14 protein-coding genes are annotated in these 20,640 nt (G+C 36.1%); 7 read left to right on the forward strand and 7 right to left on the reverse strand.

The features are described 5' to 3' along the window. The first annotated feature begins 24 nt into the window (after window positions 1-24). From IPI65_05440 to IPI65_05450, 3 genes are all read left to right on the forward strand, one after another. The gene (locus IPI65_05440) at window positions 25-768 is read left to right on the forward strand and encodes a glycosyltransferase family 2 protein (protein ID MBK7440973.1); all 744 of its coding nucleotides are present in this window, start codon (window positions 25-27) and stop codon (window positions 766-768) included. Beyond that, window positions 768-1,886, forward strand: coding sequence for a dTDP-4-amino-4,6-dideoxygalactose transaminase (gene rffA / locus IPI65_05445; GenBank protein ID MBK7440974.1), 1,119 nt, complete (start codon window positions 768-770; stop codon window positions 1,884-1,886). The genes IPI65_05440 and rffA overlap by 1 nt, the downstream gene beginning before the upstream one ends. 108 nt (window positions 1,887-1,994) lie before the next feature. Beyond that, on the forward strand, window positions 1,995-2,912 hold the full coding sequence (locus tag IPI65_05450) for a hypothetical protein (GenBank protein MBK7440975.1): 918 nt from the start codon (window positions 1,995-1,997) through the stop codon (window positions 2,910-2,912). A 5-nt stretch (window positions 2,913-2,917) separates the two neighbouring features. On the opposite strand, the gene IPI65_05455 is transcribed toward IPI65_05450, so the two are convergent. From IPI65_05455 to IPI65_05470, 4 genes are all read right to left on the reverse strand, one after another. Further along, window positions 2,918-3,679, reverse strand: coding sequence for a shikimate dehydrogenase (locus IPI65_05455; GenBank protein MBK7440976.1), 762 nt, complete (start codon window positions 3,677-3,679; stop codon window positions 2,918-2,920). Continuing rightward, the gene (locus IPI65_05460; GenBank protein ID MBK7440977.1) at window positions 3,676-4,338 is read right to left on the reverse strand and encodes a DedA family protein; all 663 of its coding nucleotides are present in this window, start codon (window positions 4,336-4,338) and stop codon (window positions 3,676-3,678) included. The genes IPI65_05455 and IPI65_05460 overlap by 4 nt, the downstream gene beginning before the upstream one ends. Before the next feature lie 12 nt (window positions 4,339-4,350). Continuing rightward, window positions 4,351-5,109 (reverse strand): phosphosulfolactate synthase, encoded by a 759-nt coding sequence (locus IPI65_05465; protein MBK7440978.1) that lies wholly within the window; start codon window positions 5,107-5,109, stop codon window positions 4,351-4,353. Window positions 5,110-5,228: 119 nt separating this feature from the next. Beyond that, window positions 5,229-6,644: a tetratricopeptide repeat protein gene (locus tag IPI65_05470; GenBank protein ID MBK7440979.1), complete on the reverse strand. Its 1,416-nt coding sequence runs from the start codon at window positions 6,642-6,644 to the stop codon at window positions 5,229-5,231. A gap of 125 nt (window positions 6,645-6,769) precedes the next feature. Here IPI65_05470 and IPI65_05475 point away from each other — a divergent pair, with 125 nt between their 5' ends. Both IPI65_05475 and IPI65_05480 read left to right on the forward strand, forming a co-directional pair. Beyond that, the gene (locus IPI65_05475; protein MBK7440980.1) at window positions 6,770-9,817 is read left to right on the forward strand and encodes a M1 family metallopeptidase; all 3,048 of its coding nucleotides are present in this window, start codon (window positions 6,770-6,772) and stop codon (window positions 9,815-9,817) included. Between the two features lie 233 nt (window positions 9,818-10,050). Next, window positions 10,051-10,701 carry a hypothetical protein gene (locus IPI65_05480; GenBank protein MBK7440981.1) on the forward strand — a complete coding sequence of 217 codons (651 nt, stop codon included), beginning with the start codon at window positions 10,051-10,053 and terminating at the stop codon, window positions 10,699-10,701. A gap of 155 nt (window positions 10,702-10,856) precedes the next feature. On the opposite strand, the gene IPI65_05485 is transcribed toward IPI65_05480, so the two are convergent. From IPI65_05485 to IPI65_05495, 3 genes are all read right to left on the reverse strand, one after another. Continuing rightward, entirely contained in the window at window positions 10,857-11,462 is a 606-nt protein-coding gene (locus IPI65_05485) for a YdeI/OmpD-associated family protein (GenBank protein ID MBK7440982.1), read from the reverse strand. Between the two features lie 101 nt (window positions 11,463-11,563). Beyond that, window positions 11,564-13,105, reverse strand: coding sequence for a hypothetical protein (locus tag IPI65_05490; protein ID MBK7440983.1), 1,542 nt, complete (start codon window positions 13,103-13,105; stop codon window positions 11,564-11,566). Beyond that, window positions 13,098-17,078 carry a T9SS type A sorting domain-containing protein gene (locus IPI65_05495; protein ID MBK7440984.1) on the reverse strand — a complete coding sequence of 1,327 codons (3,981 nt, stop codon included), beginning with the start codon at window positions 17,076-17,078 and terminating at the stop codon, window positions 13,098-13,100. The genes IPI65_05490 and IPI65_05495 overlap by 8 nt, the downstream gene beginning before the upstream one ends. A gap of 560 nt (window positions 17,079-17,638) precedes the next feature. Here IPI65_05495 and IPI65_05500 point away from each other — a divergent pair. Both IPI65_05500 and IPI65_05505 read left to right on the forward strand, forming a co-directional pair. Then, window positions 17,639-19,192 (forward strand): aldehyde dehydrogenase family protein, encoded by a 1,554-nt coding sequence (locus tag IPI65_05500; GenBank protein ID MBK7440985.1) that lies wholly within the window; start codon window positions 17,639-17,641, stop codon window positions 19,190-19,192. Between the two features lie 124 nt (window positions 19,193-19,316). After that, entirely contained in the window at window positions 19,317-20,597 is a 1,281-nt protein-coding gene (locus IPI65_05505) for a hypothetical protein (GenBank protein ID MBK7440986.1), read from the forward strand. Window positions 20,598-20,640: the final 43 nt, after the last annotated feature.

Here is a 20,640-nt window from a genome sequence, read left to right on the forward strand (position 1 = left end):
ACGAAAAAAATTATTCTGTTTATTTTGCAGGAAGCAACATATATCAGCATTGTTAGTCCTGTTTATCAGGGGGAATTATTAATTGAATTGTTGGTTCGCCGAATTATTAAATGTGTTGAACCTTTAACCAATGCATTTGAAATTATTCTTGTTAATGATGGTAGTGCAGATAATTCAGAAATTATTATCCAACAATTAGCTGCAGTCGACAAACGAATTAAAGGAATATTTCTTGATAAAAACTATGGACAACATATTGCGATAAAAGCAGGTTTGGACCATGCCAAAGGAGAATATGTTGTAGTGATGGATTGCGATTTGCAGGATCAACCGGAGTTTATTGCTGATATGCTCATTCAGGCTACACATGGATATGATGCGGTGTTTGCAAGAAGAGAAAAACGACATGACAGTAGATTGAAATTGTTTTATTCAAATTTGTTTTATGCTGTATTAGGTTTGTTTACGTTTTATGAATTAAATGGCTCAACTGCAAATTTCGGTATCTATTCAAATTCGCTAATTAAGGCAATCATTAATAAAAAATATTATTTTTTCTTTTTTCCAATTGCCGTTCGAAATGCAGCAACCAAAACCACAAATGTAATTGTGGAGCACGACATTCGTGCTGCCGGGGTTACAACGTATTCAATTAAAAAAGCATTATCGTTGGCATTTAAAATTTTATTTTCCACTAGTATATTTCGTATTTTTAAACACAAACATTTTATTTCATACGGCATTAAAAATAAATTCAATTTCGTGTAATGATTCCATTTAACAAACCTTGTATTTCCGGCAACGAAATGAATTATATTTCAGATGCGATTCAGCGCGGAAAAATTTCCGGGAATGGCTATTATACAGAAAAATGCCAAACCTTTTTTGAAAATAAATTCGGATTTAATAAAGTGCTGCTCACCCATTCGTGCACAGATGCTTTGGAAATGGCAGCCATTTTATTAAATATCGTTCCGGGTGACGAAGTAATTATGTCGACTTACACGTATGTATCTACGGCGAATGCATTTGTATTGCGCGGCGCGAAAATAATTTTTGCCGATACTGAAAAGGATACTCCAAATATTGATACAGCTAACCTGGCTCAGATAATTACAAAAAATACAAAAGCCATCGTCGTAACACATTACGGTGGAATTGCGGCAAATATGCAGGCTATACTCGAACTTGCTGCAGCGCATCGTTTGTTTATTGTTGAAGATGCCGCTGCTGCAATTGGTTCCTATTATAATGGTTTACCGGTTGGTAGTATTGGTCATCTTGCCACTTTTTCTTTTCATGAAACAAAAAATGTGCAGTGTGGTGAAGGTGGTATGCTGGTAATAAATGATGAACGTTTTATTGCCAGGGCTGAAATAATTTGGGAAAAAGGGACAAACCGGGCTGCTTTTTCCAGAAAAGAAGTAAATAGATATCAATGGCTGGATATTGGTTCCAGCTTTTCCCCATCGGAGTTGAATGCCGCTTTTTTATACGGACAACTTGAAAATTTTGATGATTTGCTATCAGCACGGGCAAAACAATGGGAAACCTACTACTCGAATTTATCAGAACTCGCTCCAAAGGCATTTCGTTTTATTAAAATTCCGGATTATGCCGGCCAAAATCACCATGTTTTTGCCATCCTAACCATATTTGGCGATGCCAGAGAAAACCTCTCAAAACACCTGCTTGAAGCCGGTATTTTAGCTGTGTCGCATTACCAATGTTTACACAAATCTCCCTATTACGATAAACAATATGTAGGCCCTGAACTGCCCAACAGCATTGCATTTGAGGAAAATTTATTACGCTTGCCAATTTATCCCGACCTAAAATTGGATGAAATTATTACAATATGTGACAGGATAAAAACGTTCTTTTGAAAGTTTCCTTCAGGTCAATTATATTTTATTTTTTCTCCTATTAGCCCGTTTTTTTTGATTTTGTTAAAAAAAAATATGATTTTCGTGGTTCCCTTATCATTGACCCACATGCAAAGAAAAACAAACATAACGTGTCTAGCGCTAGGAATAGCTTTGTTTGCATTTTGCAGACCTGCTATCGCTCAGCCAATTACACTTTCACGTGAGTTTGGAGCAAATTTGGGCTTTTCGAGCTTCCTGGGTGATTTAGGGGGTTCAGATGACATTGGGCGTCCTTTCTTCTGGGATGTTGACCCTGCAGTAACCAGACCGGCTTTGGGTATCGTTTTCCGTCAGGAACTTATTCCGCGCACTGCTTTCCGTTTTAATGCTTATGCTTCTATGTTAAAAGGTGATGATGCCTTGACAGATAATGAATTCAGACATTACCGGAATTTGAGTTTTCGCAGTCCGATTGTTGAAGCTACCGGTATGGTGGAATTAAGTTTATTTAGGTTCACCGGTATCAAGAAAAAACGCTGGAGTCCATATATATACGGTGGAATTGGCGCGTTTTACTTCAATCCGCAGGCAAAATATGATGGCAAATGGGTTGATCTACAACCTTTAGGCACCGAAGGCCAAGGTTTACCTGAATACCCTGACCGTCAGAAATACAATAGAATTGCGGTATGTTTCCCAATTGGAGGTGGTTTCCGAGTATTAACTTACAATCACTGGGTGCTTGGTTTTGAAATGGCCAGCCGCTTTACAACCACCGACTATATTGATGATGTAAGTACCTATTATCCGAATCCGAACTATTATTATTTGCATTACGATATCGACCAGGCTGCAATGGCGGCTTATTTATCCAACCCTTCTGACGGAACTCGCCCTGATTTGGTGCGTATAGAAGAGGGTAGAGGTGATCCTACAAATAATGACACTTATGTTTTTGGTGGCATGCTTACCTTTACTTACCACATTGAATTCCAACGCAAAGTGAACACCATTAAGTGTTATTTTGACGAAGACAATAAGTAAGCACTTTAATAACCTGCAGCGTTTTCTTCCTCGCTTTCATTATTCCAAATTTCCCAGGCATACTCAGCTTGCAGTTCAAGCATTTGCAATCCGTTTTTAATTGTAGCACCTTGTTTTTCTCCTTTTTCAAGAAATAAGGTTTTGCCGGGATTATAAATTAAATCGTATAAAATATGTTGAGCAGTAATAAACTCATAAGGAATTTCGGGACATAGTTGAATATCAGGATACATGCCAACCGGTGTGCAATTAATTATAATTGAGTGTTGGGATATAATTTCTTTAGTTAGTTGCTGATAAGTTAATTCAGTTGTTCCTTCTTTACGTGAAACTAATGTTGTTTGTATTCCTAATTCATTTAAGGCATACTCAACAGCTTTTGATGCACCACCTGTACCTAACACCAATGCTTTAGTATGATGTTTTTTTAATAGTGGCTTTAATGAATCACGAAATCCTGCATAATCAGTATTATAACCAACACGTTGAATTTCATCTATTTTAATACAATTAACGGCACCAATTTTTTGTGCAATATCATCAAGGTCGTCTAAATATTCTATTACTGATTCTTTATACGGAATGGTAACATTTAAACCTTTTAATTCTTTATTTACTTCAAAGAGGAAACGCACATCTTCCACGTTTTCGAGCGGATATAATTCATATTTACATTCTTCAATTTCTTCCTTGCGAAATTTATCCGAAAAATATTTTTCAGAAAAAGAATGGGTAAGTGGAAAGCCAATTAAACCAAATAGTTTCATGACTGGGTGGTATTGGATTTTGAAAACCGGGCTTTAATCAGTTCAACAAAAATTGGCACAACTGATATAAATATGATTGCTAAAACTACAATTTCGAAATTGTTTTTCACAAATTCATTTTGGCCTAAAGCGTAACCGAGTATGGTAATGGAAGGAATCCATAAAAGCGCACCAACAATATTATAGGTAATGAATTTTTTGTAGGTCATTGTCCCCAAACCTGCTACAAACGGGGCTATGGTGCGCACAATCGGAACGAAACGTGCAAGTATAATTGTTTTAGAACCGTATTTCTCGTAAAATTTATGTGTTTTGGCGAGATGTTCCGGTTTTAAAATTTGTTTACCTCTGAATTTTAATTTTAATGCCCGTTCACCAAAATATTTTCCAATAAAATAATTTGAAGTGTCACCTAAAATTGCAGCGACAATGAGCAATGGTATTAAAACAAAAATATTTAATGAGCCGAGCGCGCAAAAAGTTCCTGCCGCAAATAATAATGAATCACCGGGTAGCCAAGGCCAAATTACAATACCGGTTTCAACAAAAATGATGAGAAATAAAATAACATAGATCCAATTTTGGTATTGGGTAATCCAGTCGGCAAGGTATTGATCTAAATGTAAAAAAGTATCAATAAACGAGTGTATCAGTTCCATTTACAATTGATATTATTTCAAAAAATGATGGAACGTATCACCACGTAAACCTAAACGAAGTGTTTCGAGTGGAATTACTTCATTTGGCGGAATATTTCCAAGATTTACATTAGAGCCAAGTAATTTAATAAAATATACTTGTTGTGCTTTTAACGGCGCTTCCCAAAGAATTTTTTCCTGAGGCACTTGCGTTAATATTTCATCAATTAAATCGCTGCGCACTTCACCTTTGCTTTGGTAAATACCTACTGTTCCGCTTTCACGTGCTTCAGCAATTACTTTATAACTTCCGGCTTCTATTTCTTTTTTCATTAACTCGATCCATTTGTATGGGGCGAGCATTTTATTTTCATCTTTTGAGCCAACTTCACTTAACACAGTAACATGTTTGCTCAGGGTATTGATGTATTTACATTTTTCGTCGTGGTTCATTTCGATAGAACCGTCGCTTACTTCAGCATATTCCATTTTATAACGTTCGAGTAAACGCAGGTAGTCATCAAATTGACCTCTGATATAAAATGCTTCAAATAAAGTTCCGCCAAAGTAGCAGGCGATACCGGCATTTTTGTAAACAGCCAGTTTGTTTTCAAGATTTGGTGTTACGAATGCAGTTCCGAATCCTAATTTTAACAAGTCGATATATGGTTCGCCAACAGAAAGCATGTCTTCAGCTTCGCGTACGCTAAGGCCTTTGTCCATTACCATGGTAAGCCCCTCTTTGCGCGGTTTCATTTGACGCTCAGGGAGATTGCTTATAGAAAAGTTCATTAATTTATTAAATGGTTTCGGCGCAAAATTACGTAAAGGAAAGCAGAGTTTGAAGTTAAAAGCACACTGTTGCTAAACGCGAAAAAAAATCACTTATTTAATTCATTTTCAGGCAGGTATCAGTTGGCATTATACAATCCGATAACACGCTGAAATTCGGGGCGCATAGCCACATCTTTACAAACTTCGTATAAAATGGTATGTCGGCTGTAATCCAGCATCAACGCATGTTCCAACACCGAAATTGCTTCGCGCATACGGCCGGTATAACTCAAAGCCGCACTTTGCAGATAAAAATATTCAGGATAATGCCCGCTTCTGGTAATGGCATCATTTATAACCTCAAGCGCCTCAGGGTATTTTCCAAGGTCAAAAAGGTAAATAATATGGTCGAGCCAATAACTGAGAATGTCGGGACGCACATTAACCAAAATATTGAGGTATTCGAGCACATCGGTATCGCGGTCGAGCATTTTATAAATACTGATGATGGTACAGATGTAATCTTCATTACTCTCGTCGAGTTTCAAGGCTTTTTTGTAGTTCACCAAAGCCGGTTCAAAGCGGTCTTCCTGACGATAAGTTTCGCCGATGCGGAAGTAGGCTTCATGTAAAAACGGGTCCTGACGGGCAGCTTTGCGGAACTGGAATCTTGCCGATTTGTAGTTTTCGAGTCGCTCGTAACACAGGCCGATACGGAAGCTGTAATCTTCATAGCCACCTGATTTTTCGTGTGCCAGCTCGAACATGGCGATTGCTTTTTCAAAATTTTCGATGCGATAGTAAACATCAGCAGCATCGCGGTAAACGAGGTCAAAGTTTTCGTCGATGGCCATTACAAACTCAAAACTTTCGATAGCTTTTTCATATAAACTCAATCCCATGTAAGCCCTGCCGAGGTTAAACCACGCGAGCCAAGCGTAGGGTTCTTTTTCGATAATTTCCTTGTGCAACTTGACACTTTCGTCGTATTTGTCAGTCATGTCGACAATATGCGACAGTTTATATAAAGCATCCTCGCTGGAAGGGTTAATGGTTAAGGCTTTGGCCAGACAATCAAAAGCCTTGTCGAAGTTTTCCTGAATTTCATAAATATCACTCAATTCGGCATATACAACGTCTTTTTCCTCATCATCGGCTATTTCCAGGGCTTCGAACAGAATGGCTTCGGCTTTTTCCGGTTGGTTGGTTTCTATAAAAATATCGGAACGGAGCAGATAAATGTCTATTTCGTGGCTATCAAAAAGAAAGGCTTTATCTAATAAATCAAGGGCCTCATTATATTTTTTTCTATTCACCAAAAACTCCGCTTTACGCACCAGGAAGTCCGATGAGTAAGGGTTTTGGTTAATGGCGTAGTCGGCTACGGCTTCTGCGCGCTCAGGTAAATTGCGCATTTCGTAATATTCTAATATGCGTTCCAGACTGTCCTCATCAAAAAAGTGTTGTTCATTCGAATTGAGATATTTTTCAAATAACTCGATCAACTCCCCCATTTCTGTGTGCTCCCTGTCATTATAATCCGGCTCCATCATATTAATGCAAATTTAGTTTTTCCAAAATTAGTTTCCTTAACGTTTAACTATTCTGTAACATTTTTACCACTTGTTTCATTAACGAAGCAAAAGGCGAAACTGTATCTTTACCCAAAATTTTACATATGTATAAAATAGCGTTTGCGTTCACCACTATTTTAGTGCTCAATTTACTCCAAAATGTCAATGCACAAACAACAAGTTATTGGCAGCAAAATGTGGATTATGACATTACCGTATCACTTGACGACGTAAATCATGTGTTGAATGGTAATATTACCATGCAATACACCAATAATTCACCTGATGCGCTAACTTTTATCTGGATTCATTTATGGCCAAACGCCTATAAAGACAATAATACAGCTTTTGCAAAACAAAAAGTATTGCAGGGCAGCACCGATTTTTATTTTGCAAAAGATAATGAACGCGGTTATATCGATAATCTTGATTTTAAAGTAAACGGAACGTCAGTGCCTTTGGAATATGATCCTGAAAATCCGGATATCGCAAAAATTACTTTAAATACACCTTTGGCAAGCGGACAAACGATAACTATTACAACACCTTTTAAAGTGCAAATGCCAAAATGTTTTTCACGTATGGGACATGTTGGTCAGCAATATCAGGTTACACAGTGGTATCCAAAACCGGCAGTTTATGATAAACATGGCTGGCATCCGATTCCGTATTTAGATCAGGGCGAATTTTACAGCGAATATGGAAATTTTAAAGTAACAATTACTTTACCTGAAAATTATGTTGTTGCTGCAAGTGGTGATTTAAAAACTGCATCTGAATTAGAAAAATTAAATGAATTAGCAGATAATACTGCTGCAACAAATTTGACGGATGAAAATCTTGATTTTCCTGCCTCATCTGCAACTACAAAAACAATTGTTTATGAATTAAAAAATGCGCATGATTTTGCCTGGTTTGCAGATAAACGTTTTCATGTGATGCGCAGTTCTGTGGTTTTACCTGAATCAGAACGTACTGTATTAACATATGTATATTTTACCAATCAACATAAGGAAGAATGGAAAAAAGCATGTGACTATGTAAATCGATCGGTATTATTTTATTCGGATAATGTTGGTGAATATCCATGGAATATTGCACAAGCAGTTGATGGCACATTGGAGGTTGAAAGTGCAGGCGGAATGGAATATCCTACTGTAACAGTTTTAGGGGGAGATTATGATGCGGAGTCGCTGGATAATGTAATCACCCATGAGGTAGGTCACAATTGGTTTTATGGAATTATAGGCAGTAATGAAAGAGAACACGGTTGGATGGATGAAGGTATAAATTCATTTTATGAAAACCGATACATGGACACCTATTATGACCGTGAAAATGCATTAGGTTTACCTGAAAATCTTGTAGCCAAACTTGGTGTTGACACTTCTAAAGTTGATAATGTACAATTTCATTTATATCAGTCGATGGCGAAACAAAATAAAGCACAGGCTATTAATTTACACGCTACAGAATATACCATGATTAATTATGGTTTAGATGTATACATGCAAAGTGCTTATATTTTTAAATACCTTGAAGATGTAATGGGTAAAGATGAATTTGATCGTGTGATGCGCAAATATTATAAAACGTATGAATTTAAACATGTTTATCCTGAAGATATGCGCGAATTATTTGAAGCAGAAACGGGAGAAAAATATGGTTGGTTTTTTGATATGCTTATTAATGATGCCTGGGGCCCTGATTATAAAATCAGTAAATTCCAAAAAGGTAAAACTGCAATGGCAGTTGATATTACCAATAATTCTGATATACCTGCATCTTTTTCAGTTTCATTAATGGATGGTGATAGTGTTTTAAGGACAGACTGGTTCAGAGGATTTACCGGCAGCCAGACGATATATTTTAATTACAAACCGGAATGGCATGTTACACATTTAAAAATAGATGCACAAAAAACAATGCCTGAATATGAGCGTGAAAATAATACCATAAAAACATCCGGTATTTTAAAACGTGTTGAGCCTTTACAAGTAAAATTGATGGGTGCTGGGGTTGATAATCCGGATAAAACAACGCTGATGGTATCACCTGTTTTGGGATGGAACGAAAATGATAAATTCATGCTTGGTCTAGGCGTTTGGAATTCAACAATGCCAACACCTGCAATTGATTTTGTTGCAGCTCCGATGTATGCATTTGGTTCTGAAAAATTAGTTGGACAAGGAAGTATTGGTTATAACTTATATCCAAAATCAGGATTTATTGACCGCTTAAGAATTAGTGAAAGTATTGCCGGTTATAGTTACGGAATGTATGAAGTGAGCACTACAGCTGAAACAGTAAATATCACACCAACTTATATGCGCTTACAATCGAAAGCTGAGCTGGATTTCAGGAAAAAACATATGAGTCAGAAAATGAAACACAGTTTAAGTTATCGCAATATATTTATCAGAGAAAATGATGCGTTTTTTGATATTGGCATAAACGGAGACATTTTAGAATCGTATGCTAATGAATATATGGTAAATGAAATTGGTTATCACTTAAATGTGCCATCTACTTTATTCCCGCAGTCGTTATCTGTGGTTGGTGAATTGGGTGATAATTACACGAAATTATCACTTACTTATAATACCAGCATACATTATCCCGGAATGAAAAAGGGCATTGATGTGCGCATTTTTGCAGGAAGTTTTCTTGGCAATGCAGGAGATGAAAAACACAATTTCACCTTAGCCGGTAACAACGGTTATTATGATGATTTATATGATGAAATTTATTTGGGCAGAAATACTTACGACCGTTTATTAGCCAATCAAATTAGTTTGAGCGACGGTTTTTTTAAAGTGCCTGTTTATAATTACGGATTTAATTCAGATCAAATGCTGGCAGCAGTGAATTTGGAATTTGGTATTCCTAAAATTCCATTGGTAGGATTGTTTGCAGATATTGCCTATATCGGAACGGAAATTGAAACAAATAATTTTGAAGCAGTGCAATATGATGCTGGTGTTATGATAAAATTGCCAAAAAATATTTTTGCATTTTATTTCCCGTTAGTGATGAGCAGTGATTTATCTGATCAGTTTGGTGAAGATGATTCTTATTCCGATAAAATGTCGTTTATGTTAAGTTTAAACGCCCTCAATTTATTTGAGGTAATGCGGAAGATGGAATTTTAATTGCAAAATACCGTTGCGACGAATCAATATTCGCCCTACGAGAATTTGTTTCCTATCACATGCCTCTTGGGCGAATGTTGATTCGCCCTTACGAGCCCCTACGGGCCTATACGGCCCTTGTGGTGCCTGTGGCACATATTGTGTGAAGGCATGTGCGTATGCCTTTGATTCAAAAGTGGTTTTGGATAAGATTTTAATATGGATTTTCGTTTTATTGATTAAATAGCCTCCAATTGCATATTAAATATGGTTTTGTTGTTATGATGTGTTTTGCAATTGCATGCTCTGCCTGCGGTTCTCGTCATTTTTTGTTTGAAAATAATGCGTATAAAAATAAGTTAGCGGATGGCAGTTATTTTTTATATAACGACAGTGGAGAAATTTATTGGGAAACTATTTATAAGAATGGAACTATTATTAAAGAATACGAATACTGCCAAAATTATAAGTACAGTTTAATATTAAAATACGCAGTTGATTATGATACCTTGGGGATGCAGGAATATTTTTGTTATTTTAAAAATGGAGTATTATTTCAGGAGGGTAATTACAAAAAATGTCCCGGTATAATTGTAACTTATGTAGACTCCGTTTCACGAGGCGATTCAATAAGTTATAGTGCAATTTTAAATAAAATTGAAACCGGTACTTGGAAAACTTACTATAAAAATGGGCAACTTAAAAATACGGAAAATTATGCGCAATATTATTTGGAGTATAATACTTATCATTCAGATACGAGTGGTAACTTTTATATAATTCAAACAACGTTGCCCACAAAAAATGGGAAGTTTGAATATTATACTGAGGATGGGAGATTGTATAAATATGAAATTTGGGAGAATGGCTACTTAATTGAAACCCGCGTTTTTAAAGATAATTAGCGTTGAAAAGCGAATTTTTCATGTCACCCCTGCCTCGCCCGGCAGGTAAACCTACGGGGTTTTCTGAACTTATGAGGGGATGTTAGTTACAAACGTGGCACCCCTTCCTTATCAGGAAGGTAAAGCTACGCGGTTGTGATTTAGTTGGTTACGCCTCAGGCGTATTTCCAGTTGCGGCTTTTGCCTTCTTCGAGTAACTGGAGCATGGCGGTTAGGCGTTTTTGTTTGGTTGCGGGGGTTTTTGCTTCAGTTATCCATTGGATGTATTCTTTGCGATGAGAGTTGCTGAAAGCGGTCCAGGTTTTTTTGGCTTTGGCATTTTTATTTATTTCTTTTTGGACTTCTGGAGGTACAGTGACGGTGGTGATTTTTTTTGCGGTGGGTTTTGATAATTTAATTCCGGCATCGTTGAGTTGCATGGCTGTTTTAATCCATTTGGTTAATATTTTATCGGATGGTAAATCTTTTAGGGAAGTAACTTTTCCTAAATGTCCCATTGCTTCTTCGGTTTTTGCTGTGGCAACCAGTTTTTCGTCAATTAATTTTGCTTTCCAAAATCCAATTGCACAATGTTGTTTGAAGGCAGCCATGTGACAGATGTTATCATCTTTATAAACAAAAAATGGCATTCCCCATTTAATTTTTTCTTCTACCTCGGGACAAACAGCATGGACTAAGTCACGAAAATGTGTGAGTATAGGTTGTGCAAATGCTGCAGCTTTTAAAATTACCTGATCAACGTGCGGGCTTCGATTAGACATGTTTAGCGTTTTGATATAAATTGCCTTTATCAATTGAAAAAGCTATGCAATTTTAATAAAAAACTCACAAATAGAGTCGCCTGGTAATTTTAATAAACGTATTAATTGACTATAATTTTAAAATCACCAATGTTTACATTATTGTATTTAACCAAGGTATGATAATACCCGGCCAACAAATTTTTTCTATACACATTAAACCGAATGGTTTCGCCCGGATTACTTACGGGGATATTGGCATAGATATCTACAATTTTACCACTTATATCCATTATTTGTAACATAATTGTTGCACCTGATAGTATTTGAAAATTATCGGGAATTTGCAATTCAACAGTTGCGGTGTTGTGCATGGGGTTGGGGTAAAAATTAAATAATGTTGTATTTTTTACCGTTATAGTTGGCACATCAACAATATCACAACCCGGTTCCAAACAACCCATACTATCAAGACGCACCAGCCAAACATCTTGATCGGTTTCGCTAAATGCTGTGCCGGTTAAAATATAACCGCCATCCGAAACTTTTGCCACATCCGTAAAATAATTAGGCCTATCTGTTCTTGAATAATATGTACGCTCCCAAAGTTTTACCCCATTGCTGTCCAATTTGCAAATAAATCCTCTTCCCTGGCTAACATCATCTACATTTTTAATCCCAACTACTACAATTGATTTATTGTCCATTTCGCGAATACCCCAAATATCCTGTTTATAGGGTCCATTAAAAAAAGTTCGCCAAATGAAATTGCCATTATTGTCAAGTTTACCAACGTAGTTGGGCATTGGTGCATCACCAATTGAAACAACTGTATCTAAGCTTTGTTGCAAATAAATGTTTTGTTGATCGAGGGTTATTCTTGCAACACATCCACGATCATCATCAATAGTTCCAATTTTTTTTTGCCAGATGAGGTTCCCGGATGAATCTAATTTTGCGATGTACCCATCTGTCTCTGAAAAACTTGTTGTTGGATCTGTCAACCCACCAATGATAAAGTCACCATTTGTATATGAATCTATAGAAAATGCATAATTATTTAACAAATAATCAAACGTTTTTTCCCAAATAATGTTTGCGGACGAATCTATTTTTACTAAGTAGAATTGGGTTATTGAGGTCGATGTGTCTACAGCTACACCTGCTGAAACATAAGCCTTATTTTTGGTTCGTGCCCCCCTATAAATAATTGAATAAGATTGGCTATAGAATTTTTTAGTCCAAATTGTATCGCCTTCTTCACTAAACTTATAAACCATTCCTAAACTACCAACACCTCCATCAAAAATGGAATCGCAGTATTGATATATGCCACATGTTAAATACTGATTATCAATTTTAACAAGGTTACCACTAGACCCAACTGAATAAAGCACGCAAGTATCAGCAATTAAATTTTCACGAAATATATTACCTTCTAAATCCAATTTTCTAAAAAACACACCATCACGGTAAAATCCATCTTTTAAAACATTAGTATAACCTGTCATAACAATAGTATCCATATCCATCAAAAGACTATAACCCCATTCCGATTGGTGTTCGTGATCAATCAAAATATTGTAGGTGTTTTGGGATTTTATTTCCGGTAAAAAAAATAAAATGCTTATCTGTAAAAAAACTATCCGAAAATACTTATTCATTGACTACAAATTTTATTGACTGTTTAATCATATTATTTGATGTGACTACTCCTAGATAAAGACCAGAGGTTAACATATCATTATTCACAATTATCAAAGTAGATTGTTGTAATAAGTCATACTTAAATAATACTTTTCCATGCAAATCATAGATTATAAATCTTGAATTTTCTTGTAAATCGGATAACAAAATTTCAATAACACTTTGCGAACTTACCGGATGAGGGTAGATTTGAATGGCTCCTGTTTCGTTGATTTCAGATTGCTCTTTATAATCCTCATCCGATTCTAAATTGATTTCTTCTAGTGGTTCCTCGTAAGGCACACTTGAAATTTCTTCCAGAATAAGTTTAGCAACTACACCTATTCTATTATTTAAAGTTGATAATTGTTTTATTTTTTCAAATTGTTCTGCATTCATGTCGAACCAACTTAGGGTATCTTGATTTAATTCGTTTAGTATTGAATAAAGCTCATTAGAATAGCCAAATTCATCGCTATTTATATTTTCATCAATTAATTGAATGTTGGAGCTAGCTGCTTCATAATTACCCTGTTTCATAGCGATAACGGCATTTAAACTAGCCGCTCTTGAACTACTATCTGTTGATAAAAATGTGCTTAATTCTGAAATTTGTTCTGAGTCTAAATAATTTCTAATAAGTTTATTTCTTTCCATATCAGCCGCAAATTGCGATAAGGTATCAGTCATATCTTTAGCATTCAAACTATAATCAACCAATCTTCGTTGAGTCGGATTGACTAATCTTGAACCACCTCCATCAGAAAAATCTTCAGGGCAGGAATTTGTAGAATTAAAATTTTCTGTGCATTCAACTAAGGTAACAATTGAGGATGAAAACTCATAAGGTTCATAAAAAGGAGCCGTCGCAGAATTCGCATCATTATGATGATGGTAAATTATTTCATCGACACCTGAATTTGCTGCAAATTGTAGTGTTGAAGTAGTCAAATTATCTGTAAATAAATTTCCGGCAGGTGTAGTTACATCACTTGATACACATTCTCCCTGATCTTTTTTTATTCCACCTGATGTAACTGCAATATCATATTTATTTTCATCAAATGTATTACATTTAAAAAATATACCAGAGGTTGTATTTCCATTACTATTTTGCGCTTTTATTCCATATGCAATATCGGTAAAGGCATTACGATAAATTCTATTATTCGACGTGCCGTTATCATTTATAACTATACCTATTTGTCCAATTGGATTAGTCGCACCTGAACCTGTAAAATAATTCTCTTCAACTCCATAATCTGTTGAGGCATCCAGGTATAAACCATAATTTGATTTTGCTGGCATTGTTATAGCATTTAGATTTACTTCTGCTAACTCTGTTCCGCCAAGATATATACTCCTTACATTTTCTTCAAAAGTATTTGCATCAATTACAATATTATCAGCGGCAACTGTAAACTGCGTTGCATAAATGCCATAATATAAATCGATAACAGTATTAGGTGCACTGCCAGCTCCCCCGGTAGCCCCAAAAGCATTTGGGTTATCGTTGAATTTAAATGCAGCATCTGTACCTTTTACAGCCACACCTCTGTCAGTTCCTTTATAAATTGCTTCAGAAACACTATTTTCAAAATGGTTGCCACGGATATTTACCCCTTTAACAATTTTCATTTCAATATGTGCCTGTGGAATTTCATTAACATCGGCCAATGCGGAATTAGTTAAAAATTCACTGTTGCGAATTAATGATCTATTAACATGGGTATATGGATAGAATTCGATATCTGTAGTGTTATTAATAAAATGTGCATCATCAGCAATAATAATACCACCTCCCCAATTACCTGTTACCGGAGGTAAAAATTTACGTGGTAAACCTAAACTTACTGCTGTTCTTGCGTTTTCAATAATTGCATCACCTTTAACCCAGATAAAACCGTGATCGCTATTTGTATAGCTAGCAGAAATAAATGCTGGGGGAGTCGGATGACTGGTACCAGAGGTTCCTTCAACGTAAATCCCTTCCCACATCGTGCCACATGTAGTATTACCTGTTAATTTTGCCCCACCCTCAATTATTAGGCGGCCACCTCTTTTAACTCTGATATAGGTGGGATGGTTTGCAGCTTTACTGTCGGCAAACTGAATGATAGCGCTGTTATTTATAGTAAGTGTACCGCCAGATTCAATTGTTACTACTCCTTTTATTTTTGCATTATTATTCCATGTAACAGACGAAGTAATTGGTGATGGGTCAACTAAATCGTATGTTCCTGTGTACGTTTGATATATGTTACAATCATCAAATACACGGTAAACAAAATCATCATCAAAATTTTTAGAGTTATTACCTGCCAGAATATAACCACCTTCATCATCTTGAAGAATTTCATAAACGCATTCCAACCTTTTTATATCATCAGGGTAATGTGTACCATACCCATCAGTAACAATATAAGAATTTCGCCATTCCAAAACATCCGAATTATTGAATTTTGCAATGTATGGGTTGCTATTCCAAGTATAAGTCCAAGTATGTAATAAATCACAATCACAAGGTTGATCACCTGCAGTTATCGGGTCACAATCTTCATTATATTCAAAATCTTCCTCGTCGCCATCAAATAAATCGGAATCATGGAGGGTTGATGTAACAGCAAAACCACCATCATTGGTATTTGTTATTCCAACTTTTAAATCATAAGCACGAAATATTTCACTGTCTTCATCATCTACAATTGAAAGATTTGCTTCAAATGTCCAATCCGGTGAAGTTCCCGGATGAATTCGATAAACATGCACTAAAGCTTCGTCGTTAATACTTTGCACATCATCATTTCTATTAACTTGGACAGCAGCTACTAAATCACCGTCATCAGTTATTACATCGAACGCTACACTTGAACAATAACTAACAAGTCCATCTAAATCAGGTTCTTCGGTCGAAGTAATTTCAAAGGCAGTGCCAATATCTGCTAATGAGTTTGATAATCTATTTATAAAAATATGCCCGTATAATTCAGGGATTTCTGCAGTTTTTTTTGTGGAAAAAACGTAAAAATCATCATCCATTTCTATTAAACAGGTGCTGTGAGAGTTAAAATTATCATCCTCATATAAGATATTTTCATATTCTACCATTAGTGTTGTTGGGTTGAGTGCAACAACATAACCTCGACGCCGTTTTTCGTCTTCCATTGTTATCGGGTTATACCATAACTTTTCTGCATATCCGGCAATAATTAAATTTCCATCATCATCTTGAATTACACCGTAAGCTTCTGACATAAAATCAGTTGGGTTGTCTACATCAGGGTCTGCAATACCATAAACAGCTTCTTCTAGTATTTCACCTTCCATATCGGTTTTTACAACATACATTAATTCGTAAGGAGTTGAAGTGCACTCATCTAAATAAAATTGATCGCCCTCAAAGTTATATACCAAATCACCCGGATCGTCCCCACCATCATATTTAATTTGACCCACAGCAATATAACCACTTTCGTCATCTAATTGAATTACTTGTCTAAACCAACCTTGCCCTTTTGTATAAATTTCATACCATTCAACATGCCCATTTTCATCCATTTCGGCAATCTTAGGATATATACATCCACGTTGTAAATATTCTGTTTCAAATTCATTACATTCAGGATCAAATTCACCGCAATCCATGCAATTAAAACTACCAAAATCATTTAATCTTGAACTATAACCTGCAGCAACATAACCAACAATAACATCTTCATCTTTGTACGGACTAATATTATAATACCAATCTTCGCCAGATTCGTCTTGTTCAATATTATCATCAATTCCATACCAATGGTCTCGGTTCCAATTTAATCCAGGACCGGTTTGCCCAATTAAAGATAGGTTTTGGAAAGTTAGAAAAGTGGTGAAAATTAAAATTCCAACATTGAAGTTAATTGTTCTTTTAAATTTCAAACAATTGAAATTCAGGTAGATAGAAGGTTTCATTTTGAGAAATTTAGTGTGAAAAAACTATTTTTGATATAAGGTTTTAATCATTTTATAAAATTGTGTAATGTGAATTTAGTTAATTATTAATAAAAAAACAATCAAATTGCATTAAATCTGTTTAAATTAACATAAATGTGATTTTAATTGTATAGTAAATTTTATGTTCATTTAATCCGATTGTGACGAAAATAGATTGATGTTAACGGAGTTACAGATGTAAAAATTAGTTACGCTAATAATGCACTAATGGGCTGAAATTCAATTCATTGAAAAAAAATACATCGCTTTAAGAGCGGTAGAGCGGTTTTGTGATAAAATAGATGCAGTTTCTCCCAGCCCGGACTGCAATGGAAAGCCCGCATCCCGTTTTTTCAACGGGAGCGGACTTGTAATGGAAGGCCGGTGCAAAATGTGATGGCGTGGGGGATGTTGATGCTCCAAATTTTTATAATTCAATTTTTGTCAGATTGTAGCAATTTGAAGCGCGATTGCGGAACCGGGAGGCTGTTTTTTAGGTTAATTCGACGTAACTTTGCACATCAATTTTAAATACTAGAATGGAAACTTTAACAAAACAACATCAGATAGCGGCCGAATTGAAGGCTTTAGGCGTAGAATCAATGAATTCGGGGGTTAGCACCGGGTTAAAATGGTTAAAAGGGGATGGAAATGCGGTAGAAAGTTATTCGCCGGTTGACGGGGCTTTAATAGCTGCGTGTTCATCGGCTTCGCGTGAAGAGTATGAGCATATTATACAGACTGCGCAGGCAGCATTTTTAGAATGGCGCATGTGGCCGGCTCCAAAACGGGGTGAGGTGGTGCGTCAGATTGGCGAAAAATTGCGTGCACATAAACAGGATCTCGGCAAACTGGTGAGTTATGAAATGGGAAAAAGTTACCAGGAAGGTTTGGGTGAAGTGCAGGAAATGATTGATATCTGCGATTTTGCTGTGGGCTTGAGTCGTCAGTTATATGGTTTAACGATGCATAGCGAGCGCCCATTGCACCGCATGTATGAACAATGGCATCCGCTGGGTATTGTGGGCATTATTTCTGCCTTTAATTTTCCGGTTGCCGTTTGGAGCTGGAATGCAGCACTGGCTTTTGTTTGCGGTGATGTTTGTATTTGGAAACCAAGTTCAAAAGTGCCACTGAGCGCTATTGCTACACATAAAATTATTGCTGAAGTATTTAAAGCAAACAATGTTCCTGAAGGTGTTTCCAGTTTGATGGTTTCACATAGTTCGATAGGTGAGGAGTTGGCAAAAGATAAACGTGTGCCATTATTATCGGTAACCGGCAGCACGCGCGTTGGAAAACGTGTTGGAGCAATTGTTGGCGAAAGATTAGGTCGTGTAATTCAGGAATTAGGTGGTAATAATGCCATTATTATTTCGGAACATGCGAATATGGATATTGCCATTCGTGCAGCAGTTTTTGGTGCGGTAGGAACAGCAGGACAACGTTGCACAACTACCCGCAGATTAATTATTCATGAAAAAGTTTATGATGATGTAATTGCACGTTTGAAAAAAACATATGCTCAGTTACGCATCGGAAATCCATTGGATGAAAATAATCATGTTGGTCCGCTGATTGATACCAAAGCAGTTGACGATTATAATGCAGCGATTGAAAAAGCAATTGCTGAAGGCGGAAAAATACTTGTTGAAGGGGGAGTATGTGCTGGTGAAGGTTATGATAGCGGATGTTATGTGAAACCATGTATTATTGAAGCTGATAATAGTTTTGAAATTGTGCAGCATGAAACATTTGCGCCGATTTTATATGTAATGAAATACAAAACGATTCAGGAAGCAGTTGCAAAACATAATGATGTGCCGCAGGGATTGTCATCTGCAATTATGTCGAATAATATTCAGGAAACAGAATATTTTTTATCGCAGGCAGGTAGTGATTGTGGTATTGCGAACGTAAATATTGGTACCAGCGGTGCAGAAATTGGCGGCGCATTTGGTGGTGAAAAAGAAACCGGTGGTGGTCGCGAAAGTGGCTCTGATGCGTGGAAAGCTTATATGCGCAGACAAACGAATACGATTAATTATTCAACAAGTTTGCCATTGGCACAGGGAATAAAATTTGATATTTAATTTTAGATTATAAAAATGAAACAGTGTTGCACATTTCTATACGGAATAGCAACACTGTTTTTTTTGTGATTGATTCAGGCTTTTGTTTTAAGGTATTATATTTAAATAATAATTAACCAATTAATTGAAACCCGTAATTAAAATCCGAATTGATTCTGCACTTATTGCAGAATACACGTGGACACTAAAAGTGTTTGGCGATTATATCGGATTTACGGTTGAAACGGTTACCGAAAATTATGATTTGTTTGTTGCTGAACATGGATTAGGTGATATTCAGGTATCCCATTTTTTCAGAAATACTTATGTGAGCGGTGATAAACAATTTAAAGCGTATTTCAGAAATGAACCACTACATTTTACGGCATCAAATAAACCGGATTACCTGAGTAGTTGTTTTTATTTATTGAGTTACCTGCAAGAGTACGCTGATTATTTTCCGGATAAGTATAATCGTTTTCCATTTGCGATTAGTGTGCAACAACATTTTAATATACATCAGCAGAATTTGGTTGCGATTTATTTTGATCGGTTATATGCGGCAACACCAAAGTTGCAAGCGCTTGTAAAAAAACAAAAAAACAAATCTGCTTTTTTCCTTTCGCATGATATTGATTCGGTGTATGGGGCTTTGGGTGATAACTATCGTTATTTGTTAAAACACGGAAAAATCCGCACCTTGTTGCAATTGATATTTAATCATTATGTAAAAACGCCGGATTATTTGTTGTTAGATAAGATTATGCAAATTGAGGATGCATTTGATGTACGTTCTACTTTTTTCTTTATAGTAAATGAGGGTAAGGGAACACGAAAAATTCACAATGCGGATTATAATTATAAGGACGATAATATTCAATCGGTTGTAAAAAACATACAACAACGCGGATGGCAAATCGGGTTACACAAAAGTGCGGGGAAGAACAGTTATGAAAATGAATTGCAACGTTTAAATTCCGGCAGCTTACCTATTAACAGAAATCATTATTTGCTGACCGAACTACCGGCTACTTTCGATGCACTAGAACATGCGGGCATTGTTTTGGATGCCACCATGGGTTTTCCTGATGAACCCGGGTTTAGGAACAGTTACGGATTGCCTTTGAAGCCATTTAATTTCAGCACTAAAAAAGCCTATTCGTTTTTGGAAGTGCCACTTAATGTGATGGATACTTCACTGAAATTTTATCAAAAACAAGATGCTCGAACTGCTGAAAAAACCATACTTACGTTTTTAGAAAATAATACTGAAAATGCCTTGATATCTGTTTTGTGGCATAATAATTACTTTTTTGATTATACCGATAAAGGCTGGATTGATACTTATAAAAGTATCCTGCAATTTATTAAACAACAACATTTTGAAGTGCTTTCGCCCGAGCAGATTTTGCAAAAATATGTTTAATAGTAACTACTTATTGTAAAAATTACAATAAGTGCATTTTGTA

It is taken from the genome of Bacteroidota bacterium, from assembly GCA_016706255.1.
Lineage (GTDB): Bacteria > Bacteroidota > Bacteroidia > Chitinophagales > BACL12 > UBA7236.

Excerpts from the sequence above, each read along its gene's own strand:
- rffA (MBK7440974.1), top strand. The coding sequence starts at position 768 with ATGATTCCATTTAACAAACCTTGTATTTCCGGCAACGAAATGAATTAT.
- IPI65_05450 (MBK7440975.1), top strand. The coding sequence starts at position 1,995 with ATGCAAAGAAAAACAAACATAACGTGTCTAGCGCTAGGAATAGCTTTG.
- IPI65_05455 (MBK7440976.1), bottom strand. The coding sequence starts at position 3,679 with ATGAAACTATTTGGTTTAATTGGCTTTCCACTTACCCATTCTTTTTCT.
- IPI65_05460 (MBK7440977.1), bottom strand. The coding sequence starts at position 4,338 with ATGGAACTGATACACTCGTTTATTGATACTTTTTTACATTTAGATCAA.
- IPI65_05465 (MBK7440978.1), bottom strand. The coding sequence starts at position 5,109 with ATGAACTTTTCTATAAGCAATCTCCCTGAGCGTCAAATGAAACCGCGC.
- IPI65_05470 (MBK7440979.1), bottom strand. The coding sequence starts at position 6,644 with ATGATGGAGCCGGATTATAATGACAGGGAGCACACAGAAATGGGGGAG.
- IPI65_05475 (MBK7440980.1), top strand. The coding sequence starts at position 6,770 with ATGTATAAAATAGCGTTTGCGTTCACCACTATTTTAGTGCTCAATTTA.
- IPI65_05485 (MBK7440982.1), bottom strand. The coding sequence starts at position 11,462 with ATGTCTAATCGAAGCCCGCACGTTGATCAGGTAATTTTAAAAGCTGCA.
- IPI65_05490 (MBK7440983.1), bottom strand. The coding sequence starts at position 13,105 with ATGAATAAGTATTTTCGGATAGTTTTTTTACAGATAAGCATTTTATTT.
- IPI65_05495 (MBK7440984.1), bottom strand. The coding sequence starts at position 17,078 with ATGAAACCTTCTATCTACCTGAATTTCAATTGTTTGAAATTTAAAAGA.
- IPI65_05500 (MBK7440985.1), top strand. The coding sequence starts at position 17,639 with ATGGAAACTTTAACAAAACAACATCAGATAGCGGCCGAATTGAAGGCT.